The organism is Brevundimonas sp. SGAir0440 (assembly GCF_005484585.1).
Lineage (GTDB): Bacteria > Pseudomonadota > Alphaproteobacteria > Caulobacterales > Caulobacteraceae > Brevundimonas.
Genome location: NZ_CP039435.1, coordinates 504,503 through 531,246, shown reverse-complemented (window position 1 = coordinate 531,246; position 26,744 = coordinate 504,503). Strand labels below are relative to the sequence as shown.

Annotated in this window: 27 protein-coding genes; 15 read left to right on the top strand and 12 right to left on the bottom strand. The window is 67.2% G+C overall.

The window, feature by feature from the left end; all coding sequences use genetic code 11:
• The first annotated feature begins 75 nt into the window (after positions 1 to 75).
• Positions 76 to 945, top strand: coding sequence for an isoaspartyl peptidase/L-asparaginase family protein (locus E7T10_RS02490; protein ID WP_137720582.1), 870 nt, complete (start codon positions 76 to 78; stop codon positions 943 to 945).
• Here the strand turns inward: E7T10_RS02490 and E7T10_RS02485 are convergent.
• Positions 942 to 2,663 carry an ATP-binding protein gene (locus E7T10_RS02485; protein ID WP_137720581.1) on the bottom strand — a complete coding sequence of 574 codons (1,722 nt, stop codon included), beginning with the start codon at positions 2,661 to 2,663 and terminating at the stop codon, positions 942 to 944. The genes E7T10_RS02490 and E7T10_RS02485 overlap by 4 nt on opposite strands.
• 247 nt (positions 2,664 to 2,910) lie before the next feature.
• Between E7T10_RS02485 and E7T10_RS02480 the strand changes: the two genes are divergently transcribed.
• Complete coding sequence (locus tag E7T10_RS02480; RefSeq protein ID WP_137720580.1) at positions 2,911 to 5,775, top strand: pitrilysin family protein; 2,865 nt, start codon at positions 2,911 to 2,913, stop codon at positions 5,773 to 5,775.
• A 332-nt stretch (positions 5,776 to 6,107) separates the two neighbouring features.
• Here E7T10_RS02480 and E7T10_RS02475 read toward each other — a convergent pair whose 3' ends face one another.
• The 4 genes from E7T10_RS02475 to E7T10_RS02460 form a co-directional block, all read right to left on the bottom strand.
• A complete protein-coding gene (locus E7T10_RS02475) occupies positions 6,108 to 6,941 on the bottom strand; it encodes a serine protease (RefSeq protein WP_137720579.1) in 834 nt (277 codons plus the stop codon).
• 12 nt (positions 6,942 to 6,953) lie between these two features.
• A complete protein-coding gene (locus E7T10_RS02470; protein ID WP_091751531.1) occupies positions 6,954 to 7,394 on the bottom strand; it encodes a DUF350 domain-containing protein in 441 nt (146 codons plus the stop codon).
• A gap of 111 nt (positions 7,395 to 7,505) precedes the next feature.
• Positions 7,506 to 8,666 carry a 23S rRNA (adenine(2503)-C(2))-methyltransferase RlmN gene (rlmN, locus tag E7T10_RS02465; protein ID WP_066553234.1) on the bottom strand — a complete coding sequence of 387 codons (1,161 nt, stop codon included), beginning with the start codon at positions 8,664 to 8,666 and terminating at the stop codon, positions 7,506 to 7,508.
• 81 nt (positions 8,667 to 8,747) lie between these two features.
• Positions 8,748 to 9,047, bottom strand: a complete 300-nt coding sequence (locus E7T10_RS02460) for a DUF6356 family protein (RefSeq protein WP_137720578.1) — start codon at positions 9,045 to 9,047, stop codon at positions 8,748 to 8,750.
• A gap of 148 nt (positions 9,048 to 9,195) precedes the next feature.
• On the opposite strand from E7T10_RS02460, the gene E7T10_RS02455 reads away from it, so the two are divergent.
• A complete protein-coding gene (locus tag E7T10_RS02455) occupies positions 9,196 to 10,527 on the top strand; it encodes a trypsin-like peptidase domain-containing protein (protein ID WP_210416138.1) in 1,332 nt (443 codons plus the stop codon).
• A 321-nt stretch (positions 10,528 to 10,848) separates the two neighbouring features.
• Positions 10,849 to 11,184, top strand: a complete 336-nt coding sequence (locus E7T10_RS02450) for a DUF2794 domain-containing protein (protein ID WP_055807234.1) — start codon at positions 10,849 to 10,851, stop codon at positions 11,182 to 11,184.
• 5 nt (positions 11,185 to 11,189) lie between these two features.
• Here the strand turns inward: E7T10_RS02450 and E7T10_RS02445 are convergent, their stop codons facing one another.
• Both E7T10_RS02445 and E7T10_RS02440 read right to left on the bottom strand, forming a co-directional pair.
• Positions 11,190 to 11,819 (bottom strand): hypothetical protein, encoded by a 630-nt coding sequence (locus tag E7T10_RS02445; protein ID WP_137720576.1) that lies wholly within the window; start codon positions 11,817 to 11,819, stop codon positions 11,190 to 11,192.
• Positions 11,820 to 11,915: 96 nt separating this feature from the next.
• Entirely contained in the window at positions 11,916 to 12,665 is a 750-nt protein-coding gene (locus E7T10_RS02440; RefSeq protein ID WP_137720575.1) for a Bax inhibitor-1/YccA family protein, read from the bottom strand.
• Between the two features lie 130 nt (positions 12,666 to 12,795).
• Here E7T10_RS02440 and thpR point away from each other — a divergent pair, with 130 nt between their 5' ends.
• The 4 genes from thpR to mmcB are packed head-to-tail and all read left to right on the top strand — an operon-like array spanning position 12,796 to position 14,987.
• The gene (thpR, locus tag E7T10_RS02435; RefSeq protein WP_137720574.1) at positions 12,796 to 13,335 is read left to right on the top strand and encodes an RNA 2',3'-cyclic phosphodiesterase; all 540 of its coding nucleotides are present in this window, start codon (positions 12,796 to 12,798) and stop codon (positions 13,333 to 13,335) included.
• Entirely contained in the window at positions 13,332 to 13,916 is a 585-nt protein-coding gene (locus E7T10_RS02430) for a GNAT family N-acetyltransferase (protein ID WP_137720573.1), read from the top strand. Before thpR ends, E7T10_RS02430 begins: the two co-directional genes overlap by 4 nt.
• A 57-nt stretch (positions 13,917 to 13,973) precedes the next feature.
• Positions 13,974 to 14,498, top strand: coding sequence for a lipocalin family protein (locus tag E7T10_RS02425; protein WP_137720572.1), 525 nt, complete (start codon positions 13,974 to 13,976; stop codon positions 14,496 to 14,498).
• Between the two features lie 45 nt (positions 14,499 to 14,543).
• Entirely contained in the window at positions 14,544 to 14,987 is a 444-nt protein-coding gene (mmcB, locus tag E7T10_RS02420; protein ID WP_137720571.1) for a DNA repair putative endonuclease MmcB, read from the top strand.
• Here the strand turns inward: mmcB and E7T10_RS02415 are convergent.
• Together E7T10_RS02415 and E7T10_RS02410 are read right to left on the bottom strand one after the other, a co-directional pair.
• Complete coding sequence (locus E7T10_RS02415; protein ID WP_137720570.1) at positions 14,984 to 15,766, bottom strand: C40 family peptidase; 783 nt, start codon at positions 15,764 to 15,766, stop codon at positions 14,984 to 14,986. The genes mmcB and E7T10_RS02415 overlap by 4 nt on opposite strands.
• A gap of 83 nt (positions 15,767 to 15,849) precedes the next feature.
• Complete coding sequence (locus E7T10_RS02410) at positions 15,850 to 17,232, bottom strand: M17 family metallopeptidase (RefSeq protein ID WP_137720569.1); 1,383 nt, start codon at positions 17,230 to 17,232, stop codon at positions 15,850 to 15,852.
• An 86-nt stretch (positions 17,233 to 17,318) separates the two neighbouring features.
• Between E7T10_RS02410 and E7T10_RS02405 the strand changes: the two genes are divergently transcribed.
• The 6 genes from E7T10_RS02405 (at position 17,319) to E7T10_RS02380 (ending at position 23,108) form a co-directional block, all read left to right on the top strand.
• Positions 17,319 to 18,155, top strand: coding sequence for a tetratricopeptide repeat protein (locus tag E7T10_RS02405; protein ID WP_137720568.1), 837 nt, complete (start codon positions 17,319 to 17,321; stop codon positions 18,153 to 18,155).
• 42 nt (positions 18,156 to 18,197) lie between these two features.
• Positions 18,198 to 18,857: an HAD-IA family hydrolase gene (locus tag E7T10_RS02400; RefSeq protein WP_210416137.1), complete on the top strand. Its 660-nt coding sequence runs from the start codon at positions 18,198 to 18,200 to the stop codon at positions 18,855 to 18,857.
• A 54-nt stretch (positions 18,858 to 18,911) separates the two neighbouring features.
• The gene (locus tag E7T10_RS02395; protein ID WP_137722534.1) at positions 18,912 to 19,367 is read left to right on the top strand and encodes an iron-sulfur cluster assembly scaffold protein; all 456 of its coding nucleotides are present in this window, start codon (positions 18,912 to 18,914) and stop codon (positions 19,365 to 19,367) included.
• Positions 19,368 to 19,460: 93 nt separating this feature from the next.
• Positions 19,461 to 19,691, top strand: a complete 231-nt coding sequence (gene yidD / locus E7T10_RS02390; protein ID WP_137720566.1) for a membrane protein insertion efficiency factor YidD — start codon at positions 19,461 to 19,463, stop codon at positions 19,689 to 19,691.
• A gap of 3 nt (positions 19,692 to 19,694) precedes the next feature.
• Positions 19,695 to 21,623, top strand: coding sequence for a threonine--tRNA ligase (gene thrS, locus E7T10_RS02385; protein ID WP_137720565.1), 1,929 nt, complete (start codon positions 19,695 to 19,697; stop codon positions 21,621 to 21,623).
• A gap of 147 nt (positions 21,624 to 21,770) precedes the next feature.
• Entirely contained in the window at positions 21,771 to 23,108 is a 1,338-nt protein-coding gene (locus E7T10_RS02380; protein WP_137720564.1) for a HAMP domain-containing sensor histidine kinase, read from the top strand.
• Here E7T10_RS02380 and dapD read toward each other — a convergent pair whose 3' ends face one another.
• From dapD to argB, 3 genes are read right to left on the bottom strand one after another with little or no spacing between them, the layout of a single operon-like run.
• Positions 23,109 to 23,978 (bottom strand): 2,3,4,5-tetrahydropyridine-2,6-dicarboxylate N-succinyltransferase, encoded by an 870-nt coding sequence (gene dapD / locus E7T10_RS02375; protein ID WP_137720563.1) that lies wholly within the window; start codon positions 23,976 to 23,978, stop codon positions 23,109 to 23,111.
• Complete coding sequence (locus tag E7T10_RS02370) at positions 23,975 to 24,649, bottom strand: pyrimidine 5'-nucleotidase (protein ID WP_246846080.1); 675 nt, start codon at positions 24,647 to 24,649, stop codon at positions 23,975 to 23,977. The genes dapD and E7T10_RS02370 overlap by 4 nt, the downstream gene beginning before the upstream one ends.
• A complete protein-coding gene (gene argB / locus E7T10_RS02365; protein ID WP_017506718.1) occupies positions 24,646 to 25,575 on the bottom strand; it encodes an acetylglutamate kinase in 930 nt (309 codons plus the stop codon). The genes E7T10_RS02370 and argB overlap by 4 nt, the downstream gene beginning before the upstream one ends.
• A 126-nt stretch (positions 25,576 to 25,701) precedes the next feature.
• Here argB and galE point away from each other — a divergent pair, with 126 nt between their 5' ends.
• Positions 25,702 to 26,724 carry a UDP-glucose 4-epimerase GalE gene (gene galE / locus E7T10_RS02360; RefSeq protein ID WP_137720562.1) on the top strand — a complete coding sequence of 341 codons (1,023 nt, stop codon included), beginning with the start codon at positions 25,702 to 25,704 and terminating at the stop codon, positions 26,722 to 26,724.
• Positions 26,725 to 26,744 lie beyond the last annotated feature (20 nt).

Below are 26,744 nucleotides of genomic sequence, written 5' to 3'. Positions count from 1 at the left end.
CGGCCTTCATCGCGACGCTAAAGAGCGCCACGCCCGTTTGAAAGAGGCGATAAGGACAAGGCTCAGGAAGACGACATGACCGCCCTCATCCTCCACGGCGGCGCCGGCGCCCGGCGCGAACGCAACTACGACGCCGAGATCGTGCACATGCGCGAGGTGGTCGAGGCCATGAAGGTCCGGCTGGACGCGGGCGACAGCGCCTTGGATGTGGCTGTCGCCGCCGTCGTCATGCTGGAGGATTCGGGCCTCTATGTCGCGGGCAAGGGCGCCTCGCCCAATCTCGCCGGCGCCTATGAGCTGGACGCCAGCATCATGGACGGATCGACGAAACGCGCCGGCGCCGTCGCCGCACTCCAGGGCTTCCGCAATCCCGTCGTCGCCGCGCGCGCAGTGATGGAGAAGACGCCGCATATCATGCTGGCGGGCGAAGGCGCTGGCCTGTTCGCCCACGACCAGGGGCTGGAGCCCATCGCTGACGAGGCCGCCTGGTTCACCGGCGCGGGCAAGGGCGAGGACAACCATCCACCCGGCACGCTCAGCCACGGCACTGTCGGCGCCTGCGTGCTGGACAGCCAGGGCCGTCTCGCCGCCGCCACCTCGACCGCAGGCGTCTTCGGCAAGATGCCGGGCCGCGTGGGCGACACGCCGATCCCCGCCGCCGGAACCTGGGCCGACGCCCACGCCGCGACCTCCTGCACCGGCCAGGGCGAATATTTCATCCGCGTCGCCGCCTCCGCCCAGGTCGCCTGGCGCGTCGCCGCCGGTCAGTCGCTGGCCGAGGCGACCCAGGCCGTCATCGACGAGATCGGCCAGATGGGCGGCGATGGCGGCATGATCGCCCTGGACGCCGCCGGAAACATCGCCGCCCCCTTCAACAGCCAGGGCATGAAACACGCCTGGCTGACGCCCGCCGGCGAGATCGGCGTCCAGGTCTTCCGCGACTAGATCTTGGCGGACATCACTTCGGAAATGGTGGTCAGCAGCACCTTCAGGTCGACAGGCTTGCTGACCACGGCATCCATGCCCGCCGCCAGATAGCTCTCGACCTGCTCCACCATCGCATTGGCCGTCAGGGCGATGATCGGCGTGCGCACCAGCCCCTGGTCGGTCTCACGCTGCCGGATCGTCCGGGTCGCCGTCGGACCATCCATGTTCGGCATCTGCACATCCATCAGGATCAGGTCCCAGTCGCGCGTTTGCGTCGCTTCGACCGCCTGAAGACCATCATCGACAATCTCGACCTCGATCCCGACTTGGCCCAGAAGGCCTCGGATCACCTGCTGATTGACCGGGTGGTCCTCGGCGACCAGCACCCGCAGCGCCCGCTCCGGCTCGGCGTCCGGCGCATCCTCGCCGGCCTGTACGGGCTGCGCTGGCGTCAGCGGCAGCGTGACGACGAAGGTCGCCCCTTCGCCCGCCTCGCTCTCCACCACGATCCGGCCGCCCATCATCTCCACCAGGGTCGCCACGATCGAAAGGCCCAGCCCGGCCCCGTCGCGCCGGTCGACGGCCGCCGCCTCGATCTGGGCGAAGCGCGTGAAGAGTTGACCGATCTGGTCCGCCGGTATGCCCCGCCCCGTGTCCGACACGCGGAACACCGCCCCGGCGTCGGTCAGCGCGACCTCCAGCGCCACCTGCCCCTCGGCCGTGAACTTGATGGCGTTGGACAGCAGGTTGAACAGGATTTGGCGCATCCGGACCGGATCGGCGCTGACCCAGCCCAGGCCCGGCGACACGACGTGGAAGGCCAGGCCCTTGCTTTCGGCCAAGGGCCTCAGAGTCTCTGTGACCTCGTGGACCAGGGCGTCCGCATCGATGGACTGCGGCACGATCTCCAGCCGCCCCTCCTCGATCCGCGACAGGTCCAGAATCTGGTTGATCAGGTCCAGCAGGGTGTGGGCCGACCGGTCCAGGATCTCCAGTCGCGCCTTCTGCCGATCCTCCAGCGCGTCGCCCGCCATGATCTGCGCCATGCCGATGACGCCATTCAGAGGGGTGCGAATCTCATGGCTCATATTGGCCAGGAAGCGGGACTTGGCGGCATTGGCCTCGTCCGCCTCCTGACGCGCGCATCGGGCGGCGTCGCGGTCCAGCACGGCCGCCTCATGCGCCGCCTGCACGTCCATCAGCAACGCCTTGTTGCGCTGATCCGCCGCGAACAGGTCGCACCACAGGGCGTGGGTCGCGCGCGAGATGATGAACAGGATCGTCGCCAGCATCACGAAGGCCGCCGCCACCGCCAGACCGTGCGGCCCGATTAGCAAGGGATAGATCACGACCAGCACGGTCGCGCAGATCGGCGCCGCCGCCAGCGCCAATAGCCGAGGCGCCGCGCTGAACTGAACGAAGGCCACGCCGATCGACCAGATCTGGATCAACACCACCACCAGCATCACATCGGCGCGAGGGTTCATCAGCCAGGCGATCAGCGGCCCGGACACCCCCAGGGCGAACCGGATCGCCACGATGGCCATCAGCAGCGGGGGCCAGCCCGCGACGGGCGCCTCGGTCTTCTGGTATCGCTTGACCCGCCCTTGCGCCCATACGTCGAACGCCATGCCGACGAGGGCGAACCCCAGCCCCACCCACGGCTGCCCAAGGGCCGCCAGGATCAGTCCGGCGGCCGCCCAGCTACCGTAGAGAACGGCGGGCGGAGTAACCATATTTTGCAGGACGAAGGCCCAGACCGCGATCTTTTCGTCGGAGACAGAAGTCGCTTTCGCTCGTCTCGGCACGCGTCCTCGGCTTGGGTGGTCGCTGGGATGCGACCTATTGGCGAATAGAGCGCCGTCGGGGGTTTGTCCATCAACGACCCGCGCCTAATCCGGTTCATTACATCTCGGTAAGGTGCAAGACGCCCAATCGCTGATACGGTCCCGGCGCCCGGCGTTCCGGGCTTCGGAGCCTCTCATGAAATCCCGCCTGATCGCCACAGCCGCCGCCTCGGCCCTCCTCCTCGGCCTCGCCGCCCCCGCCTTCGCACAGGGCGCCGCGCCCGCCGCTGCCGCCGCTCAATCGACGGGGCAGGCGCCGCAGGGCGTGACCGTGCCCCCGCTGGGCTTCACCAAACGCGTTCTGGCGAACGGGCTGGAGGTCTATTCGGCGCGTGACGCCGACACCTCGAACGTCACGGTCCAGGTCTGGTACAAGGTCGGCTCCAAGGATGACCCGGCCGGCCGTTCGGGCTTCGCCCACCTGTTCGAACACCTGATGTTCAAGTCGACCACCAACCTGCCGCCCGAGACCTTCGACCGGCTGACCGAGGACGTGGGCGGCTCCAACAACGCCTTCACCGCCGACGACACCACCGCCTATTTCGAGACCGTGCCCGCCAACCATCTGGAGCGGATGCTGTTCGCCGAGGCCGACCGCATGGGTTCGCTGGTCGTGGACGAGCCGACCTTCGTCGCCGAGCGCGACGTGGTGAAGGAGGAATACCGTCAGCGGATCCTGGCCAACCCCTACGGCCGCCTGTTCGGCCTGTTCGTGCCCGAGACGATCTATCAGGACAGCCCCTATCGCCGTCCGGGCATCGGCTCGATCGAGGAGCTGGAGGCCTCGTCGCTGGAGGACGTTCGCCGCTTCCACGCCACCTACTATCGTCCTGACGCCGCCTATCTGATCGTGGCCGGCAACTTCGACCAGGCTCAACTGGACCGCTGGGTCGATCAGTATTTCGGCCCGCTGAAGAATCCGACCACGCCGATCCCGACCAATAATGTCGTCGAGCCCGAGCCGACGGGTCCGCGCAACGTCACCTACTATGCGCCGAACGTGCCGCTGCCGGCCGCCGTCGTCGCCTGGCCGACGGTGAAATACGCCGACGCCGACCGCGCCGCCCTGACCGTTCTGGACGGCATCCTGTCCACCGGCGAGTCCAGCCGCCTGTACCGCTCGCTAGTCTATGACAAGCAGATCGCAGCCCAGATCGGCTCGACGCCCGACTTCTCGCAGCAGGCCGGCAATCTGTCCGCCCTGGCCATTATGGCCCAAGGCCATACGGCCGAGGAAGGCATCGCCGCCCTGAACGAAGAGATCGCCAAGCTGCGCGACACGCCTGTCAGCGCCGCTGAACTGGCCGAGGCCAAGAACGAGATCGTCGCCAATACGCTGCGCAGCCGCGAAACGGTCGACGACCGCGCGACCGCCCTGGGCTTCTCGCTGATCAACACCGGCTCGGCCGCCGCAGCCGACGAAGAGGTCGCCCAGATCCAGGCCGTCACCGTCGCCGACATTCAGCGCGTCGCCCGCAAATATCTGACGCCGCAGCGCCAGTCGACGATCACCTTCCTGGCCGCCGACGACCAGAATCCCGCCTCGGTCCAGAAGATGAACGTGGACGCCCCCGTGAAGGTCGCCGACCTGGCCCCCGCCGGGCCGCCCGCCGTCCTGCTGCCCGAGGCGGAGCGCAAGCCCCTGCCCCAGCCGGGCGCCGAGGTCGCGCCCGTGACGCCGACCGTCGCCGACTTCCGCCTGGATAACGGCCTGCGCGTCCTGGTCGCCCCGACCGACGGCGTGCCGCTGGTCTCGGCCCGCCTCAGCTTCGACGCCGGTTCGTCCGATGATCCGACGGGCAAGGCCGGCGTCGCCGCCATGACCGCCGCGCTTCTGACCCAGGGCACCAAGACCAGGACCGCGCCCGAGATCGCCACCCAGATCGAACAGCTGGGCGCCAGCGTGGGCGCATCGGCCGGGGTCGACTTCTCCAACGTCTACGCCAACGCGCCGTCGAACGCCTTCCCGGCGACCGTCGCACTAATGGCGGATTTGGTGAAGAACCCGACCTTTGCCGGCGAAGAGCTTGAACGTCAGCAGGCCCAGACCCTGGACGGCCTGCGCGTCGCCCTCAGCCAGCCGGCGTCCATCGCCGGCATGACGGTCGGCCGCGTCATCTACGGCGACGCCCCCTATGGCGCAACGATCACCCAGCAGACGGTCCCGGCCATCACGGCGGCCGACGTCGCCGCCTTCCACGCCGCCCGCTACCGGCCGTCGGACGCGACCCTGGTCTTCTCGGGCGACATCACGCCGGCCGCCGCCCGCGCCCTGGCGCAACAGGCGTTCGGCGACTGGCGCCCGGCTGGCGCGGCCCCGGCCGCTGCGACCAATCCGGCCGGCCAGCCCCTGGCGCCGCGCATCGTCGTGGTGAACCAGCCCGGCGCCGGTCAGGCCGCGGTCGTCGCCGCCGTTCGCGGCGTGTCGCGCACCGATGCGGACTTCTTCCCGCTGACGGTCGGCAACACCCTGCTGGGCGGCGGCTTCTCGTCGCGCCTGAACCAGGAAATCCGCATCAAGCGCGGTCTGTCCTACGGCGCCTCGTCGTCGCTGGGCGCACGGGCGGATGCGGGCCTGTTCACCGCCTCGACCCAGACCAAGAACGAGACCGCCGACGAGGTCGCCGATCTGATCCTGGCCGAGATCGCCAAGCTGGGAACCGAGACCCCGACCCAGGCCGATCTGGCCCCGCGTCGCGCCACCCTGATCGGCGGCTTCGGCCGTTCGCTGGAGACGGTGGACGGCCTGGGCGCTTTGGTCGCCAACCTGGCGCTCTATGATCTGCCGATGAGCGATCTGGCCGACTACGCCGGCCGGGTCCGCGCCGTCACGCCGGAACAGGTCGAGGCCGCCTTCGCCGAACACCTGCCGGTCAACCGCGCCAGCCTGGTCATCGTCGGCGACGGCTCGAAGTTCCTGGACGATCTGCGCGCCAAACACCCCAACCTCGAAGTCATCGAGGCCGGCGCCCTGAACCTGAACAGCGGATCGCTGAAGTAAGGCCGGATCGGCAAGCCCCCTCCTTCCCTTGCGGCGAAGGAGGGGGATCGGCCGCCAACCGTCCTATTTTCAGAACCGAAGTCGTCTCTTTTCAGGGACTTTCGGGCCGCCGTCGACAATCACCCATACAGGCGTCGAACGGGGATATGATCCATCCCCGATCTTTGACATCGCGATCCCCACGCCGAGTCCTTGACTCTCAAGGTCGGGTCCGACCGGCCTCGACAATTGCACGCGTTCAATTCGCGCGCAGATTTATCCCTGAGATTTCCGCCTCTTCGCGCCGAATTGCACGCCGTTGCACCTTTTTCGCCGCGTGCAATTTCCGCCCGCTAGACCGACAGACACACAACCTGGGCCACGCGCAGGTCGCGTCTCAGGCGGTTGGACACCTGGCCGTAATCCTCGGTCGTGATGGTCTGACCGCGCGCGTCGTCGGCTGGCGTCTGTTCGCCGCGGATGGCCGGCCCGAAGGTTTCGGGCGCCGTCGTATAGATCCTTCCCCGCCTCGGCGCCTCGGCGATGGTGACGCCCACGACGCGGCCCTGCGCATCCAGGGCCGGCGCGCCGGACAGGCCCGACAGTGTGCCCTCAAGCCCGTTGGTGCGCCCGACCTCTGCCCAGGACAGCACCGGCTCGTCGCGCGCGCCGCGCCCGAAGACCTTCAAGGTCTCGCGCCCCAGCAGGCGTGACGTCACCTCGCCGGGACGCCCCTGAGGAAAGCCCGGATGGAAGGCGCGCTGGCCCTTGCGCAGCGGCGCCTCGACCGCGACCGGCAGCGCGGCGGGACCGCCGTCGGTGATCAGCAAGGCGACGTCGGCGCGCGGCGCCAGACGGACGTCGGCCGCGACCGCTCGTCCCTCGCCGACCACCAACGCCGGTTTGCGGCACCCCTCGACGACATGGCGCGCCGTCACCCAGCGCCCCCTTCCTGCGATGGAGAAGGCCGTGCCTGACGACGGCTTGAACGGCGCCTCGCCCGCATCGACGGTTACGGCGGCGTCAAAGGGGGTGATGGGGCCCAACAGCGCGCCCTCGGCCACATCGGCGTCGGCCTGCGCGACCGGCGGCGCATCGGCGTTCTCGCGTCGCCCCAGGGACACCGCCAGAAACACGGCCGCCACCGCTGAGTAGATGGCCCAGTCCGGCAGGCGGGGAAACTGCATCGCTCCGGCCAATCAGCCGGTCAGCGCGGCGGACAGGATGACGGCCGTCGCCAGCTTGGCGCCCAGCAGCACCACAGCCGCCGAAATCTCGCCGTGGCGGATCCGCTCCGGCAGGCCCGTCAGCAACAGGTCCACGACCCGGAAGGCCAGAAGCTGCAGCACCACGGTCGCCACGCCCCAGATGGCGATGTCGCGCACCGAGGTCGACACCGCCAGCGACACCGCCAGCGGCACCGCCAACCCCACCAGAATGCCCGCGAAGGCGATGGCGGCGGCGACATTGCCCTGACGGATCAGGGCGACCTCCTTCCACGGCGTCAGCAGGGCATAGACCGTCGCCCCCGCCGCAAGCAGCAGCAGGGTCACGATCAGGTGCATCACCATGACCGGGAAGCCCGAGGCGAAAGCCTGCACCTCGGCGCTGGAAAGGACGTTCGACAAGGAGGGGTCCATGCCCAGACGCCTTGCCCGATTGTCGCCCCAATCCGCAAGCGCGCCGGGGACACACTGCGTGACAATATGTATCCAAAGGTTGTGCCCTCTCATCAAGAGAGGACACGAGGATCAGGCCGCCGCCTGTTCCGCTTTCCGGAGCGCCGACGCCCTGACCTTCTCGCTTTCGGACTTCAACTGGCCGCAGGCGGCCAGGATGTCGCGGCCGCGGGGGGTGCGGATGGGCGAGGCGTAGCCGGCCTTGTTCAGGATGGCGGCGAAGCGCTCGATCGTCTTCCAGTCCGAGCATTCATACTCGACGCCAGGCCACGGGTTGAACGGGATCAGATTGATCTTGGCTGGAATGCCCTCGATCAGCTTCAGCAGCGCCCGCGCCTCTTCCGGGCTGTCGTTGACGCCCTTCAGCATGACGTATTCGAACGTCACCCGCCGCGCGTTCGACAGGCCCGGATAGGCCCGGATCGCCGCCATCAGCTGGTCCAGCGGATACTTCTTGTTCAGCGGCACCAGCACGTCGCGCAGGGCGTCGTTGGTGGCGTGCAGGCTGATGGCCAGCATGGCCGCCGTCCGGTCGCCCAAGGCCTGAAGCTGCGGCACCACGCCCGAGGTCGAGACCGTGATCCGACGGCGCGACAGGGCGATGCCCTCATTGTCCGAGATGATGTCGATGGCGTCGGCGACGTGGTCCAGATTGTAGAGCGGCTCGCCCATGCCCATGAAGACGATGTTGGACAGGCGCCGATCTTCCTTGGGCGACGGCCATTCCTCCAGATCGTCGCGCGCCACCTGGACCTGGGCCACGATCTCGGCGGCGGTCAGATTGCGCACCAGCTTCTGCGTGCCGGTGTGGCAGAAGGTGCAGTTCAGGGTGCAGCCGACCTGGCTGGACACGCACAGGGCGCCGGCCCGGCCCACGTCGGGGATGTAGACCGTCTCGATCTCGATGCCCGGCGCGGTGCGGATCAGCCATTTGCGCGTACCGTCCTTGGACACCTGGCGCTCGACGACCTCGGGGCGGGCCAGGGTGAAGTGCTCGGCCAGCTTGGCCTGCATGTCCTTGGCGACATTGCTCATGGCCGAAAACTCGGTCACGCCATAGTGGTGGATCCAGCTCCAGACCTGGCTGGCGCGCATCTTGGCCTTCTCGGGCGGACAGACGTTCGCGTCGATCAGGGCCTGGCGCAGGCCGGCGCGCGTCAGACCGCTGAGGTTGACGGGCGCCTTGACGGCGGGCGCGTTAGAGACGCGCGAAAGATCGAGCGTGATGCTCAAGGCGGCGATCCTGCGTGAGGTTGAGCCGGCCTATATAGCACGGATCCCGGCGATTGCATGGCCGGGGCGGATTCGACCGCCCTAGAGGCCCACGTCCCAGACGCCGGCGTCGCGCATCCGGGTCTCGCGCGCCTCCTCGGCCCGACCGCCCATGTCCTTGGCCATGCTGCGGATCGCGGTCGAGACGGTGGCCTTGTGCACGCCCGGCACGATCGCGTGAGCAAAGGCGGCGCCCGCCAGACCCAGCAGCTTGAAGCCGAAGCCGGCCGAGGCGGCCATATGTTCGAAATAGGTCTCGCCCACTTCGCGGGGATGATCGCGGAACAGCCGGGCGAAGGGAGTGGAGCCTGAACGAGGCCGGTCGATCATCGTCTGGCTCATGGCGCGTGTTCCCTGCTTCGACGCACCTATGGTCACGTCTGACGGAGCCGGACGCAACCCCTCTCGCGATCTGTTCATTCCGGCCGTTCGCCCCATCGTCAGAAGCGAAAACTCGGTCTAGGGTCGGCGTTCGATCAAGGAAATGCCCATGCCGATCCGCCTTTCGCCCGCCTCCTCCATGGCCGCCGCCCTGGCCCTGCTGGCCTCAGCGACGCCGGCGCTGGCGCAATCGGGCGCGGCAGGCCTGCCCTATGACGCCCGGCGCGGGGTCTTCAGCTTCTCGTCGGGGCTGGAGGGCTCGCTTCCGGCGGTGGTTCAGGTCACGACCCTGGGCCAGTCGCGTGGCCCCAGTTCGGACGCGGCCGATCCCAAACCCTATGCCTCCGGCTCCGGCGTCATCGTCGATGCGGCCGAGGGGTTGGTGATCACCAACAATCACGTTGTCGAGGGCGGGCGAAAGTTCACCGTCGATCTGACGGACGGCCGGCTGTTCGACGCTGTGCTGGTGGGGGCGGACAAGGCGACCGACATCGCCGTGCTGCGCATCACGCCCGACGGTCGGCCGCTGAACCTGAAACAGGTCCAGACGGTGGATTCCGACACCCTGCGCACCGGCGATCTGGCCTTTGCGGTCGGCTATCCGCTGGGTCTGGACCAGACCCTGACCATGGGCGTCATCTCGGGCCTGAACCGCTCAGGGCTAGGCGACGCGGTCGAGGACTATATCCAGACCGACGCGGCCGTGAACTCGGGCAACTCCGGCGGGCCGCTGCTGGACAGCCGGGGCCGGCTGATCGGCATCAACACCTCGATCCTCTCAGGCGGTCTGGGCGGCGGCAACGACGGCATCGCCTTCGCCGTGCCGACGCGGATCATGCTCTACGTCGCCGATCAGTTGAAGAAGAACGGCGAGGTCAAGCGCGGCGCGACCGGCGCCATCTTCGGCTCGCTGAACGCCGAGCGAGCGCGCGACCTGCATCTGGGCATTGTGCGCGGGGCCGTCGTCGCCGATGTCGCGCCGGGATCGCCCGCCGAACGCGCCGGCCTGCGCCACAACGACGTCATCACCCGCATCCAGGGCCGCCCCGTCGCCAACGCCGGCTCGGTCAACGCCACCATCGGCATCGCCGCGCCGGGCTCGGACCTTAGCGTCTCCTATCTGCGCGGCGGCCGCGAGGCGACCACGTCGCTGGCGGTCGAGACGCCTGCTGATCAGCCCGTGATCGTCGGCGCACAGTCTGTACTGGCCTATGGGGCGACCCTGCGAGACCAGGACGGCGGCGCCCAGGTCACGGCCGTCGCTGCCGGCTCGCCCCCCGCCCAGGCCGAACTGACGGCCGGCGATGTGATCACCGCCATCGCCGGCGCGCCCGTCGCCGACGCTCGCGCGGCCGCGACCGCCCTGCAGGGCGCCTCGGGATCGGTTGAGGCGACCGTGCTCAGAAACGGAGAGACCCTGAACCTGACCCTATCGCTCTAAGGCGGGGTCAGACGCCGACGTGGCGCTGTCTGGCGGGCTCCAGACAGCGAAACGCCCGCCTTGCCGGGGAGGGGGAGGGGAAAGGCAGGGCGGGCGCTCGCTTGGAGGAAGCATCGGCCGCCGGAGCCCGTAAACTGGAAACATCCAGGGGGGCTGGGGGGGCTGTTCAGGATCCGGGACGCTTCCGAACTCCGACGAGCCGATGATCGATATTTCGTTGCGCATACGGGCGGGCGAAGGACCGAAACGGGGCCATTTCGTGTCTGCGTCGATTTCCTGGCCGCCTCTGGCATCGGGCCTCCAGCGGCCTAAGTTGAAACCATGAGCCTGAACCCTCACGACACGACGCCGGCGCCCGGCCCCGTCTTCTTCGACCGTCGCGAACTGGACCCGATCCTCAGAGTCTATGGACGCATGGTCGCGCAGGGCGAATGGCGCGACTACGCCATGGTCGGACACAAGGACTTCGCCGAGTTCGCCGTCTTTCGCCGCAGCGGCGACGCCCCGCTCTACCGCATCGAAAAGCGCCCCGCCCTCCAGACCCGCCAGGGCCAGTGGGCCGTCATCGGCGAAGGCGGCCAGATCCTGAAACGCGGCCGCGACCTGGCCCAGGTGCTGCGCGTCTTCGATGGCCGCAAGTTCCAGGTGGTCGAGTGATCGTCTCACTGCTCCCGCAAGACGGGCGATAGCCAGGAATCACCGTCCAAGACGACGTCGACCTGAGGACGGGCAGGTCCGCCGACGACGATGATCGGCTTGAGAACGACGTCATAGACCATGTTCACGTCAGCCGTTTCGTAGGCTGGCTGTGAAATCTTCGCCATGACGAAGTAGCGACCATCGGGTGCCTGATCGAAGTGGAAGGCGCCGCCTGCGCCGCACGTTCCTTCTCGAATAAAGGTCGTCGACTCCGGCCAATTCCAATGCGCCATAAAGCCTATGCGCCAAACCCCTTCCGCCTTGAGAGGCCATCCAAGACGTTCCGACAACAGCCAGCGATTGCGAGGCGTGTCGGGAATCAACCGGATGGCTCGTCCCTCGCAGGTCAGCGTTTCCTTCGCACCATAGCCCATACCGCCAGTAACGGGACGAGTCAGGTGCGTGGTCAGCGAGAGCGTGCCGGAAACAGGAAATCCCTCGGCTTCGAACCAGGTCTTCTCCGCCGCTCCGGGCTCACCGAAACGATCGGACGCCCGCTCTTCGGCCGCTCTTTGATAGGCCGCTAAAGTCAGGCAACTCGTCAGAGGCATTGTAACCGCCAGAGCGACGACGACTTTCGTAAATCCCTTCACGGATCATCTCCCAAACCCACCCACAGGATCACCAAGCGGCGCGCAAAAAGAAAGGGCCCGCGAGGGGCCCTTTCCGTATCCGTCTTTCGACTGATCTCAGTTCCGGTTGCCGCCCATGAAGGCCAGCAGGAATTGGAACAGGTTCACGAAGTTGATGAACAGGCTCAGAGCGCCGAAGCCGGTGGCCACGCCCATCGCGTTCTGGTCGCCACCCAGGGCGTAGTAGGTCATCTTCAGACGCTGGGTGTCGTAGGCGATCAGACCCGAGAAGATCAGCACGCCCAGGCCCGAGATGATCAGGTAGAAGGTCCCGGACTGCAGGAACATGTTCACGATCGAGGCGATGATCAGGCCGATCACGCCCATGATCAGGAAGGTGCCCATGCCGGTCAGGTCCTTCTTGGTCGTGTAGCCCACCAGGCTAAGACCGCCGAAGGCCGCCGCCGTGACGAAGAAGGTGGACGCCAACGAACCCTGCGTGTAACGCAGGAACAGGACGCCCAAGCCCGCGCCGATCGTGGCGACCACGGCCCAGTAGAGCATGTTCACGCCCTTGGCCGTCGGGTTCTTCATGAAGAACATCGAGCCGAACAGCATCACGAGCGGCGAAAACTGGACGACCATTCCCAAGATCGTCAGGCCGATCCGGCCGTCCGCCGTCTGGACGAACAGCAGGCGCTGCACTTCGTAAACATTGCCGGTGACGTAGGCCAGGGCGCCGGCGACCACGAGGCCAAGGGCCAGCTTGTTGTAGACGCCCAGCATGAAGCTGCGCAGGCCGGCGTCGACCGACATGTCGGCCGTCTGCGGCAGAGGACGGGCGTAGCCGTTGTTGAAATCGCTCATGGCGACGAACTTTCTCCGATTGGCCGGAGAGGCTTCTCCGGTCACAGGCTTTGAATATCGTGAGCCGAGGCCCGCGCTGCAAGGAAAACCGGACTTGGAGCCTTGTGTTCCGGCCGCTACTTTCGGTCGCATGCTTCGTCTGTTCACCGCCCTGACCCTGCCGCCCGACGTCGCAGAGACGCTCAAGCGACGGCAATCAGGGCTGCCCGGCGCACGGTGGCGGCCGCTGGACGCCCTGCACGTCACGCTCGCCTTCTATGGCGAGACCGACGAACGCCGCGCCGACGATTTGGCGTCGGAACTGACGCGCGTGACGGGCGGTCCGTTCGAGATCGCGCTGAAGGGCGTCGGCTGTTTCGGCGACGACCATCGCAGCCATACGCTGTGGGCTGGGGTCGAAACGCCCAACGAGCGCCTGTCGGTTCTCGCCGGGCGCTGCAAGGCCGCGGGGGAACGGGCCGGGATCGGCATGGAGGCGCGCGCCTACAAACCGCATGTGACCCTGGCCTATCTGAAAACCCAGACCAATCCCGACCGTCTCGGCGCCTGGGTGTCAGGGCACAATCTGTTGCATTCGCCGCCGATCCGCATCGACCGCTTCGGCCTGTATTCCAGCGTCCTGACCGACAGCGGCAGCCACTACGAACTGGAGCGGGAGTATCTGCTGTGAACGCTGCCGCATACGCCGTGCCGCCCCATGTGACCTTGGGGCCGACGCTGGAGACGGAGCGGCTGATCCTGCGTCCGCCGGCGGTTGAGGACTTTCCGCGCTGGGCTGAGTTCATGGCCGATCCCGAGACCGCCCGCTTCATCGGCGGGGTCCAGCCCGCGCCCCAGGTCTGGCGCCTGATCTGCACCGTCGCGGGCATGTGGGCCCTGACGGGCGAAGGGATGTTCTCCATCCTGGAAAAGAAGACGGGCCAGTGGATCGGCCGCATCGGGCCGCTGCACCCCTATGGCTGGCCCGGCCGCGAGGTGGGCTGGAGCCTGCATCGCGACGCCACCGGCAAGGGTTATGCAGTCGAAGCGGCCGCAGCCACGATGGACTATGCCTTCGACGTGCTGGGGTGGGACGACGTGATCCACTGCATCGCGCCCGAGAACCTGCCCTCGGCGGCGGTCGCGACACGGTTGGGTTCGCGCAATCGCGGGCCGGGCCTCCTGCCCGAACCCCTCAAGGACATCGCCATCGATCTGTGGGGCCAGACCCGCGACGAATGGGCGATCAATCGGGCGCGCCTGAAGGGCTGATCACAACCGAAGGCGTCGGCGCATCGTATCCCTTCCAAACCAAACGAGGATACACCCATGTTCCGCGCCAGCCTGATCGCCGCCGTCGCCGCCGTCGCCGCCCTGCCGTCATTGGCCTTCGCCCAGGCGTCGAACGTCGACCTGAACCGCTTTGACGGCCGGTGGTTCGAGATCGAGCGCAATCACAACAACGTTCAGAAGGACTGCAGCCGGGCGCAGATCGACTTTACGCCGCAGGGCGCGGCCGACCGCTACGCCATCACCGTCACCTGCACCCGGCGCGCCGATGGCAAGGTCGAGACGCTGCGCGCCAATGCCCGCGTCACCGACACCACGACCAATGCGAAGTTCCGATTCAGTCTGACCGGCCTGCTTAGCTTCGGCGGTCTGGCGGGCCAGAACTACTGGGTCTACGACCATTCGCCGGACTACAGCTGGGCCATCATGGGTCTGCCGGACAAATCGAACTGGTGGATCTGGCACCGCAACCAGAATGCGACGCAGGCTGAGCGCGACCGCATTCTGAGCCGCGTCCGAGCGCTGGGCTTCAGCACCAGCCGCCTGGTCCACACCGGCGTCTAAGGCGCCGCTTGCGGTAGGAACGTAGGCGGAACATAAGCTATCGGCATGTCCGCCGTCGCCCATCTCGAACTCGTCTTCAGCCGTCCCGAGACCACGCTTTCGGTCACGCGCGGCGCGGCGCGGCTGATGATGGACATGGGCTATGCGCCGCTCTTGGAAGTCTGCCTGCCCAACGGTCGCCGCGCCGATGTCATGGCGATCGGGCGCAAGGGCGACATCGTCATCTGCGAGGTCAAGTCGAGCGTCGAGGACTATCGCGTCGACCGCAAATGGCACGAGTACGGACCATTCTGCGACGCCTTCTTCTTCGCCGTCGCGCCCGAGTTTCCGCAAGCCATCCTGCCCGACGAACCGGGCCTGATCGTTGCAGACGGTTTCGGCGGGGCGGTCGTGCGAGACGCGCCGGTGATCGGCTTGGCGCCCGCCCGCCGCAAGGCGCTGACCCTGGCCTTCGCCCGGCTGGGCGCGATGCGGACCTTAAGGGACTAGAGCCGGCGGAAGACGGCGGTCGCGAAACCCTCGGCGACCAGACGCGCCTCGACCTCGGCCAGGGTCTCGATCACGACGCCCTTGCCGCCTGTCGCGTGGATGATGCGTTCGCCATCCAGCATCAGCGCCGAATGACCCGTCCAGTCGTGATCGTCGTTCGGCGCCAGCCAGACGACGATGTCGCCGCGCTGAAGGTCCGATGAAGACGCGGCTCGACCCAACCGGGCCTGCGCGTCCGAACGGCGTGGACCGGGCAGGCCGCAGGCCAGCAGGGCCTGCTGCACCAGGCCGGAACAGTCGGTGGAGATCGAGGACCGCGCGCCAAGTTCATGCGGCCGCCCGAGCAACCGCTCGGCCACCGCGACCAGATCCGCCTCGAATGCGCCGATCGGCTTCAGGTCAGCCTCCGCCACATCCGCTGCCTCGACCACCAGAGCGTTCAGCGGCAGGGCGGCATCCACGGCGGCGATCCAGTGCGTCGCCAACGGCGCGCCGGCCGACAGACTGTCCAGCACGACCCAGCCGACGACGCCGTCGCGCCGCGCCCGGCCCCAGACCCGGCCGTTCGCCCGATCCAGAACGTCGAAAATCTCGCCGTGCAGCAGCTGGTCGATCCGACCGTCAACGTCCGACAAAATGTCCGCCACGGCGACGCGGCAATGCATGGCTTCGGTCGCCCGATAGGCGTCTGCGCGCACCAGCCCTTCCAGAGCCTGTTCGGCGAGGTCAGGGCGAACGAGGCGGTCGCCGGGCGGAAGAGGGTCGAGGACGTCGGTCAACGTGAACTCGCATTGCTGAACCCACAGCCTTATCCCCCGATGGCTTAGGGGCCGTTAACGCGAGACGCTTTTGCGAAAGAAAATCAACAGAACCGCGTTCTGAGATATTGGAAGCAGGCTCTCAGCGCCTGGGCCTCGCCGCCTTCCGGATAGCCGGGGCGGGCGCGGGGGTTCCAGGCGAAGATGTCCATGTGCGCCCAGGCCCCTGTGGTCGGGGCGAACTTCTGCAGGAACAGGGCGGCCGTCACCGATCCGGCCTGGGCCCAGCCGGCCGGGTCGTTCCGCAGGTCCGCGATCTCGGCGTCCAGCGCGCCGCGATAGCCGGGCCACAGCGGCATCCGCCACAGGGGATCGCGCACCTGACTTGCCGCAGCAAGCAGCCCGGCGGCCAGGGCTTCGTCGTCTGTATAAAGAGGCGGCAGCTCGGGCCCCAGGGCGATCCGCGCGGCGCCGGTCAGGGTGGCGAAGTCCAGCGTCAGATCGGGTTGATGCTCGCCCGCCCGTGTCAGGGCGTCAGCCAGGATCAGCCGGCCTTCGGCGTCCGTATTGCCGATCTCGATGGTCAGACCTTTGCGGCTGTTCAGGATGTCGCCGGGCCGGAAGGCGTCGGCCGACACGGCGTTCTCGACCGCCGCGACGATAACCACCAGCCGCACCGGCAGGTCGGCCTGCATCACCAGACGCCCCAGGGCCAGGGCATGGGCCGAGCCGCCCATATCCTTCTTCATATTGCGCATGCCGGCGGCGGGCTTCAGGTCCAGACCGCCGGTGTCGAACACCACCCCCTTGCCGACCAGGGCGACCAGCGGCAGGTCGGTCCGGTCCAGCTTCCAGCCGATCTCAATCAGGCGCGGCGCACGGTGCGGGGCGGCGGCGCGCCCGACGGCGTGGACGGCCGGATAGTTGTCTTCCAGCAGGGCGTCGCCGGTGGTGACGGTGATCTCGGCGCCCGCGCTCTCTGCGATCTCGCGGGCGATGGTCTCGATCTGCAACGGCCCCATGTCGGCGGCGGGCGTATCGACCATTTCGCGCGCCAGGGCGCAGGCGGCGGCGATGCGAGAGATTTCGGCGACATCCACGCCGTCCGGCGCGACCAGTTGCACGGGCGTCCGGTCCGGCCGGGCCTTGTAACGGTCGAAGACATAGGCCCCCAGCAGGAAGGCCAGGGTCGCCAGTTCCGCGTCCTGCGCCGCGACCTCAAGCCGATACAGGCCGCCCGGCAGCCGCGCTGACAGTCCCCGTACGCTCATCGGATCGAAGGTCGCGCCCGCGCCAATGACCACTTGGCCGATCTCGCCGTCCGCGTCCGGCACGACCAACAGTTGGCCCGGCTTGCCTTCGAACCCGTGCAAGGCGCCCCAGCGGCGGGCCGCACCCTCCAGCACGCCGCCCGCCTGAACGAAGCGGATCGGGATGGCGCCGTCGCCGTCTTGGGCGGAAACCAACAGAGGATGCGAGACGGACATGAGGCCCTCGAAACGAAGTTAACCATCGGTTGACGCGAACCGGCGATTCTAGGGGTGAGACCTCTAGGACCGTCTGGACCTGACCCATGTCGCGCATGCCCGCCCTTCTCGCAACCGTCGCCCTGATCGCCCTGTCCGGCACGCCGACGCTGGCGGCCGATCCGACGGCGGCGACCGCGGCCCAGGCTCGCGCGCCGTCGTCCGCTGCGGTGCGCGCCACCTATGACCGGATGGACGCCCTCTCGCGCTCGGTCTTCTGGGCCTCGGAGCAGCAGGCCGATCCGACCGACGCCGTGGCGGGCGTGAAACTGGCCCAGGCCCTGCGTGAGCTGGGTCGATACGATCAGGCAGCCGAGGCCGCCCAGGCGACATTGACGATCCAGCCCAACAATCTGGACGCCCTGCTGGAGCTGGGCCGCGCCCACATCGCGCGCGGCCAGGCCTTTTACGGCGTCGCGCCGCTGGAGCAGGCGCGCGACCTGGCGCCGCGCGATTGGCGACCCTACTCCCTGCTGGGCGTAGCCTATGAGCAGGTGCGTCGCACCGACGACGCCCGCGCCGCCTGGAACCAGGCCCTGGCTCTGTCGCCCGACAACCCCGATGTCCTGACCAATGCGGCCACCGCCGCCCTGACGCATGGCGATGCGCCGGGCGCCGAGACCCTGCTGCGCCGCGCCGTGGCTCAGCCGACCGCCTCGGCCAAGGTGCGCCAGAACCTGGCCATGGTGCTGGGCCTTCAGGGCAAGATGGGCGAGGCCGAACAGATCCTTCGACGCGAACTGCCGCCCGAACAGGCCGAGCAGAACCTGCAATGGCTGCGTTCGCGCAGCACGGGCGGCGCGACGACGTCCGGCAACGGCGCGGCGACCGCGTCACCTGCGACCGACACCGCCCGCACCTGGAACTCCCTGCAAGGCGGCTGATCCGCCCGTTGCGGTCTGACCGCCCGCATGGTGGATGAGGCCATGACCGCCCTCCCCCCGTCCCGCGCCTATCAGGCCTTCCTGTTCGACATGGACGGCACCCTGATTACCTCGACCCTGGCCGCCGAGCGCGTCTGGACCCGCTGGGCCGAGCGCCATGGGCTGGATGTCGCCGCCTTCGTTCCCACCATCCACGGCGTGCGCGCCATCGACACCATTCGTCGCCAGAACCTGCCCGATATCGACCTGGACGCCGAGGTCGCCTGGGTCGAACGCGGCGAGATCGAGGACGTGGACGGCGTCGCCCCCATCCCCGGTGCCGTCGACTTCGTCAAACGCCTGCCGCCCGACCGCTGGGCCGTGGTCACCTCCGCCTCGGTCCCCTTGGCGCGCGCCCGTCTTAGGGCCGCAGGCGTGACCCCGCCCGCCGTGGTGATCACTGCCGAGGACGTCGAACGCGGCAAGCCCGACCCCGCGGGCTATCTGAAGGCCGCAGCGACCCTGGGCTTCGACATCGCCGACTGCCTGGTCTTCGAGGACGCCGAGGCCGGCATCAAGGCGGGCGAAGCGGCCGGCGCCGATGTGCTGGTCGTCACCGCCGCCTGGACCCATCCGCTGGAGACCGATCATCCCACTCTGGCGGACTATGCGGATGCGACTTTAGAAGTCCGATCCGATGGGCGTCTCGTCCTGACGCTGTAATCCCCCCATCAGGCTGCGCTTCACGGGGGAGGATTGAGCGCCTATCTTCGCCCCATGATCGACGACCTCTACAGCGCGCGCATCCTGTCGCTGGCGGCGAACCTGCCGCATGCGGGGCGTCTGCCGGCGCCGCAGGGCACCGGGGAACGGGTGGCGAAACTGTGCGGGTCGCGCGCGACGGTCGATGTCACCCTGGACGAAGCGGGCCGCATCGCCGACTTCGCCCAGGACGTAAAAGCCTGCGCCCTCGGCCAGGCCGCCGCCGGGGCGCTGGGTCAGTCTGTGATCGGCGCGTCGGTCGATGATCTCAAGGACGCCCGCGACGCCATGATCGCCATGCTGAAATCCGGCGGCAAGGGCCCCGTCGGCCGGTTCGAGGACTTGCGCCTGCTGAAACAGGTCGCCGACTACCCCGCCCGGCACGCCTCCACCCTCGTCTCCATCGAAGCGACGCTGGAGGCGGTGAACAATGCCTTGGCCGCCCGAACTCGCCTCGCCGGCGCGGCCTGACGGGCACGACCGGTTGATCCCCCTGCGATGACAGGGGATAAGCGCGGCGAACCTCTCAAGCCCCCGGCCCCATCAACCCCGGCAAAGGGACATATGTCTCTCTATGAACGCAGCGTGCGCGCGGCCCATCGGGGCTACAAGCTGACGCTGTCTCCTCTGATCGGCCAGCAGTGCCGATTCCTGCCGACCTGTTCGGATTACGGGCGCGACGCCCTGATCCAGCACGGCCCGGTAAAGGGGGGGTGGCTCACCGTGCGCCGCCTCTGTAAATGCCATCCCTTCGGGGGATCGGGATACGACCCGGTCCCGCCAGTTGAAGACTGACACATGATCGACCTGAAATTCCCCGACGGCGCGGTGCGCCAATACCCGGCCGGCTCCACGGCGCGCGACGTCGCGACCTCGATCTCGCCGTCGCTGGCCAAGAAGGCCGTGCTGGCCGAACTGAACGGCGAGCAGCGCGACATGGGCCGGGTGCTGGAGACGGGCGGCGACTTCCGCCTGATCATGCGCGACGACCCCGCCGCTCTCTATACGATCCGCCACGACACCGCCCACGTCTTGGCCGAGGCGGTTCAGACCCTGTTCCCCGGCACCCAGGTCACGATCGGCCCGGCGATCGAGGACGGCTTCTACTACGACTTCTACCGCGAAGAGCCCTTCTCGACCGACGACTTCGCCGCCATCGAAAAGGAGATGGGCCGGATCGTGGATCGCGACGCCAGGTTCGAGCGCGAGGTCTGGGAGCGGGACGCGGCGATCCAATTCTTCGAGGCGCGCGGCGAGAAGTTCAAGGCCGAGCTGATCCGCGACCTGCCCGGGACCGAGACCATCACCCTGTACAAACAGGGGGACTGGATCGACCTGTGCCGGGGCCCGCACTTCCCCTCGACGCGCCACGTCGGCAAGGCGTTCAAACTGACCAAGCTGGCCGGCGCTTATTGGCGGGGCGACTCCAAGCGCGAGCAGCTGCAACGCATCTACGGCACCGCCTGGGCGACCAAGGAAGACTTGGACGCCCATCTGCAACGTCTGGAAGAGGCCGAGAAGCGCGACCACCGCAAGGTCGGCAAGGCCATGGAGCTCTTCCACATGCAGGAAGAGGGCCGGGGCATGGTCTTCTGGCACCCGAAGGGCTGGGTCCTGTGGCGTGTGCTGGAGGCCTATATGCGCCGCCGCCTGGACGCCGCCGGCTATGTCGAGGTCAAGACGCCCCAGGTCCTGGACCGGAAGTTCTGGGAACAGAGCGGCCACTGGGACAAGTACCGACCCAATATGTTCGTCTGCGAGACCGTCGAGGGCGAAGAGCTTTCGCTCAAGCCGATGAACTGTCCGGGCCACGTCCAGATATTCGACCAGGGCCAGCGGTCGTACCGCGAACTGCCGCTGCGCATGGCCGAGTTCGGCGCCTGCCACCGCTATGAGCCGTCGGGATCGCTGCACGGCCTGATGCGGGTGCGCGGCTTCACCCAGGACGACGCCCACATCTTCTGCCGCGAGGACCAGATCGTCGAGGAGACGGCCGAGTTCATCAAACTGGCCCGCAGCGTCCACGCCGACCTGGGCATGGAGACGGCCTATATCAGCCTGGGCACACGCCCCGAGAACCGCGCCGGCACGGACGAGTTCTGGGACAAGGCCGAGACCCTGATGGCCGAGGCCGCCCGCGCCGCCGGCGCCGAGCCGGTCGTCACCGAGGGCGACGGCGCCTTCTATGCGCCCAAGCTGGACTTCATCGTCAAGGACGCCATCGGCCGCGAATGGACCTGCGGCACGATCCAGCTGGATTACGTCCTGCCCGAACGTCTGAACGCCACCTATATCGCCGAGGACGGCCAGAAGCACCGCCCGGTCATGCTGCACCGCGCGATCCTGGGCTCGTTCGAACGCTTCATCGGCATCATGATCGAGAACTACGCCGGCGCCTTCCCGCTGTGGCTGGCCCCGACGCAGGCTGTGGTGGCCACCATCACCTCGGACGCCGACGACTACGCCCGCGACGTGATGGCCAGGTTCAAGGCCGCCGGCCTGCGCACCGAGATCGATCTGCGCAACGAAAAGGTCGGCTACAAGGTCCGCGAACACTCGGTCGGCAAGGTCCCGGTCATCGCCGTCGTCGGCCGCAAGGAGGCGGAAGACGGCATGGTCGCCATCCGCCGCCTTGGCTCCCAGGCCCAGACCGTGGTCACGGTCGAGGAAGCCATCCGCATCCTGACCGACGAAGCGACTCCGCCGGATCTGAAGCGCGCCGGTTGATGGATTGGAGGCGGCTGACGGCCGCCTCCAACGGCCCTGGTTCGGTTCCATGTTCGATCCCGGACACTTCGATAAAGAAAAGTCAGCGTTCATCGTATCTTAGCGGAGGCCGGGCCAGGCTGCGTCCCAGCCCTGCGAGATCCGAAGATGACGACGTTCAAGACCCACCCCGGCCGTTCCCTGCTCCAGCATCTGATTGCAGACGGTCACATGCGGTATCTGATCATCGCCAGTTGGGCGGTTGCCCTGTTCACCGTCACGGATTGGGCGACCGCAGTGTTGTGGTTTGCAGCCGCGACCGCGTCAGGTCTGCTTCGGACGTTCGCCGAACGTGTGCTGGTATTGCCGGATCAGGGGCTTCACAGCCGAATCAAGCTGATGGCCGCTACCATTTCCTGCATCGCCTGGTCAGCGGCGCCGCTGCTCGCATTCATCTACGGCGGCGCCTATGGCGTGCCGTTGGGCGTCGCCCTTCTCATGGCCGGCTATGTGCTGGTCTTCACCCAGATGCGCGCCGCGCCCCGTGAGGCACTGATCGTGTCGGCGCCCTATTCGGTGGTCGTAGTTCTGCTGTTCGCACAACTGTGGGGCACGCCCGGCTTTTGGGTGGTCGTCAGCATGATCCCGGTTCTGGCGCTGGCCTTGCTGATCAAAGTGGCCATCACCCAGATGAAGGACAGCGATCTGGAAGCCGTCAACCGTCGCCAGGCCGAACTGATCGCCGAACTCGAAACCGCGCGCGATAGCGCCAACGCCGCCAGCGCCGCCAAGTCCAACTTCCTGGGCGTCATCTCTCATGAGCTTCGCACGCCGATGAACGGGGTTCTGGGGGCCGCGCAACTGTTGCAGATGTCCGAGCTCAGCGACCGCCAAAAGGAGTTCGTCGGGGTGATCCGCGACTCCGGCGAAGGGCTTATGGTGCTGCTGAACGACATCCTCGACATTACCAAGATCGAATCCGGCAAGATGGAGTTGGACTTCGTCGATGTCGAAGCCGAGACCCTCGCCGCCCGGTTGACGGGTCCGTTCAAGGCCCAGGCCGAGGCGCGCGGACTGACCTTCGCGACCGACATCCGCGGCCCGTTACCGCCGCTTCTCAGAATGGACCCGCTGCGTCTGGCCCAGGTGACGCATAATCTGCTGGCCAACGCCATCAAGTTCACGCCGCAGGGCGAGGTTCGCCTGATTATCGACAGCGAGCCGGCAGGCGAGGGTCGCACGACCTTACGACTTGGTGTGGTCGATTCCGGCATCGGCATTGCCGCCGACGATCTGACGCGCCTGTTCCAGCCCTTCTCTCAGGTGGACGGGTCGTCCACCCGCAAGTTCGGCGGCACCGGCCTGGGGCTCAGCATCTGTCAACGCCTGGCCGCCCTGATGGACGGCGAGATCACGGTGACGTCGGCCCCCGGTCAGGGATCGACCTTCACGCTTCACGCGACGTTCGACACGCCTGCGACGCAGCCTGTCCGCGTCGCCGCCTGATCAGTCGCGCAGCAGTTCGTTGACGCCGGTCTTGGCCCGCGTCTGCGCGTCCACGCGCTTGACGATGACAGCGCAGTAGAGCGACGGCCCGCCATTGGGATCCCGCAGCGAACCCGGCACGACCACCGAATAGGCCGGCACCTCGCCCCGGAACACTTCGCCGGTCGCCCGGTCCACGATCTTGGTCGAGCCCGACAGGTAGACGCCCATGGCCAGGACCGCGCCCTCGCGCACGATCACGCCCTCGGCCACCTCGGCGCGGGCGCCGATGAAGCAGCCGTCCTCGATGATGGTCGGATTGGCCTGTAGCGGCTCCAGCACGCCGCCGATGCCCGCGCCGCCCGACAGGTGCACATTCTTGCCGATCTGGGCGCAGGAGCCGACCGTGGCCCAGGCGTCGACCATCGAGCCCTCGTCAACGAAGGCGCCGATGTTCACGAACGACGGCATCAGCACGACGTTCCTGGCGATATGCGCGCCGTGACGGACGATGGCGCCGGGCACCGAGCGGAAGCCGGCCGACTGATAATCCGATGCGGTCCAGTCGCCGAACTTATTGGGCACCTTGTCCCAGAAGGGACCGATGGCGACGGGATGATCCACCGACAGCGGCATGACGGACGGCGCGCCCGCCCGCATGATCTGGTTGTCGTTCAGACGGAAGAACAGCAGCACCGCCTTCTTCAGCCACTGATGGGTGGTCCAGACGCCATCCGCGCCGCGCGAGGCGACGCGCGCCTGCCCGGAATCCAGCAGGGCCAGGGCGGTCTCGACGGCGTCGCGCACCTCGCCATGCGTGGCGGCGGACACCTCGACGCGCTGTTCCCAGGCGGCCTCGACGACGGATTCGAGATGCGACAGATCGGTCATGCGGCGTCCTTGAAGGTCAGGTCTGAGAGGAAGTCGAGAAGGTCCGGGGCCACATGGTCGATGTGCGGCCCGATCGGCTTGCCATGGCCGTCGCCGATCAGGACCGTCGCCATGCCCAGCGCCTTGGCCGGTTCCAGGTTCTTGGGCGTGTCCTCGAAGAAGGCGGATCGGTGCGGATCGATGCCGAACTGCTCCAGCATCCGGCGGAAGGTCGCGGGATTGGGCTTGGGCGTGAGATCCCCATCCTCGATGGCGAAAACGCCTTCGAAGCAGTCGGCGACGCCGATCCGCTCAAGGACACGATGGGCGTATTCACGCGCGCCGTTGGTGAAGACAAAGCAACAACCGGGCAGAGCTTTCAGCCGCTCGGCCAGACGCGGATTGGGCTCGACCCCATCCAGAGGCACGTCGTGCACCTCGCGCAGGAACCGTTCGGTATCGACGGCATAGTTGGCCATCAGTCCGGCCAGGGTCGTGCCGTGCTCATCCAGGAACTGGCGCTGCATCGCGGCCGCAGCCTTGGGCTCCAGCCCGACGGCCTCGACCACGAAGGCGTTGATGCGCGCCTGGACCAGCCGCATCAGACCCTGCTCGCGCGGATACAGGGTGTCGTCCATGTCGAACACCCAGGCGCGCACATGCCCAAGAGATGTGGAATGGGGGTCGATCAAGACGCCTTCACCAGGGTGCCGGCGCCGAACTCGGTGAACAACTCGACCAGCATGGCGTGCGGCCGACGCCCGTCCAGAATGACCACCGCCTCGACGCCCGCGCGAACGGCGGCCATGGCCGTCTCCAGCTTGGGGATCATGCCGCCGGTGGCGACGCCCGTGTCGATCAGGTTTTGCGCCTCGTCTAGCGTCATCTGACGGATGATGTCGCCGTCCGCGCCCTTGACCCCCGGCACGTCGGTCAGCAGCAGCATCCGCTTGGCGTTCAGCGAACCCGCCACGGCGCCGGCCACTGTGTCGGCGTTGACGTTGTAGGTCTGACCGTCCTCGGCCACGCCGATCGGGGCGATGACCGGCACCCAGTCCTCCGTCTCGGATGCGATCAGGCCGGCGATCAGCTTGGGGTCCACCTTGGTCGGTTCGCCGACATACCCCAGATCGACCTCGTGCTCGATCATGCTGTCGGGGTCGCGCTTGGTCCGGCGCGTCTTCTCGACCGTCAGCAGACCGGCGTCCTTGCCCGACAGGCCGACGCCGCGCACGTCCGCCTCCTTGCCGGCCATGGTGATCCAGTGCGCGATCTCTTTGTTCACCGCGCCCGACAGCACCATCTCGGCGACCTCCATCGTCGCCGGATCGGTGACCCGCAGTCCGTCGACGAAGCTGGACTTCACCCCGGCCTTGTCCAGCATGGCGCTGATCTGCGGCCCGCCGCCGTGCACCACCACCGGGTTCACGCCCATCAGCTTCAGCAGCACCACATCGGCCGCAAACTGACGCGCCACGGCGCTCTCGCCCATGGCGTGACCGCCGTATTTGATGACCACGGTCTCGCGGTCATACACCTGAATATACGGCAAGGCCTCGGCGAGCGTCTTCGCCGTCTCCCAGCTGCGTTCCTCGGACTGGCGTTCTGTTTCGTTCATCACGCGCGCGAGATAGCGGGGGATGGGGGCGGTGTCACGCACAGGTATGTACTGCGAAAGAATTTTGCACCCTGGCCTGAGTTATGAATCTAGGGTAGCGGCGAAGAGATTGACAAGGAATGTCGAATGAGTAGATCGGTTCTGGTGGCTGGCGGTGCCGGCTATGTCGGCTCCCACGTGTGTTTGGCACTTTCGCAGGCTGGGTTTCGGCCGGTGGTGTACGACAACCTGTCGAACGGCCATGCCGCCTTTGTGCAATGGGGCGAGTTGGAGCATGGCGACATAAGCGACTTTGCGCGTCTGGATCAGGTGATTCGGCATCACCGCCCAATTGCGGTACTGCACTTCGCCGCCCTCATCGAGGTAAACCAATCTATCAAGCAACCTGGCCGTTTCTACGAAAATAATGTGGCAGGAACTATAACCCTGATTGAGGCAGCGCTGCGGAGTGGGATAGAGGCTATGGTATTTTCCTCGACCTGCGCTACGTATGGCGCTCCAGTTCACCTTCCGATGGACGAAACGCACCCGCAGGTGCCGCTGAATCCCTACGGTCGCTCAAAGCTGATGGTCGAACAGGCATTGGTTGACTATTCGACGTACGCTAATTTCCGCTCTGTGTCTTTGCGTTACTTCAATGCAGCGGGTGCTGACGAGCAAGGTCGGATTGGTGAGCGCCACCATCCGGAGACCCATGCCGTTCCGCTAGCACTCCAAACTGCGTTGGGTGTTCGGAAAGGCTTCAAGCTGTTCGGCAACGACTACAAGACGCGTGACGGAACGGCGGTGCGTGACTACGTGCATGTTTTGGACTTAGCCGACGCCCATGTGCGGGCCCTGCGCTATCTGCTGGAAGGAGGCGCAACCACAGCAATTAATCTGGGCACTGGTACTGGCACGACGGTAAAAGAGTTGGTTGAGACGATCCAGCGCATTACCAATCGGGGCTTCCCCGTAGAGGTGGTGGAGCGTCGTCCCGGAGACTCGGCTTGCTTGGTGGCAGACAATTCCCGGGCACGCGAAATTCTCGGTTGGAAGCCGACTCTGGATCTGGAAGCTATTGTTAGAAGCGCTTGGCATTGGCACGCCGCGGAGGCGACAAGGGCCGCCCCCGTGGCAGCAGCCTTTGGCAACAATGAACCACTTTAGTTAGTACGAGGCCGATGCAA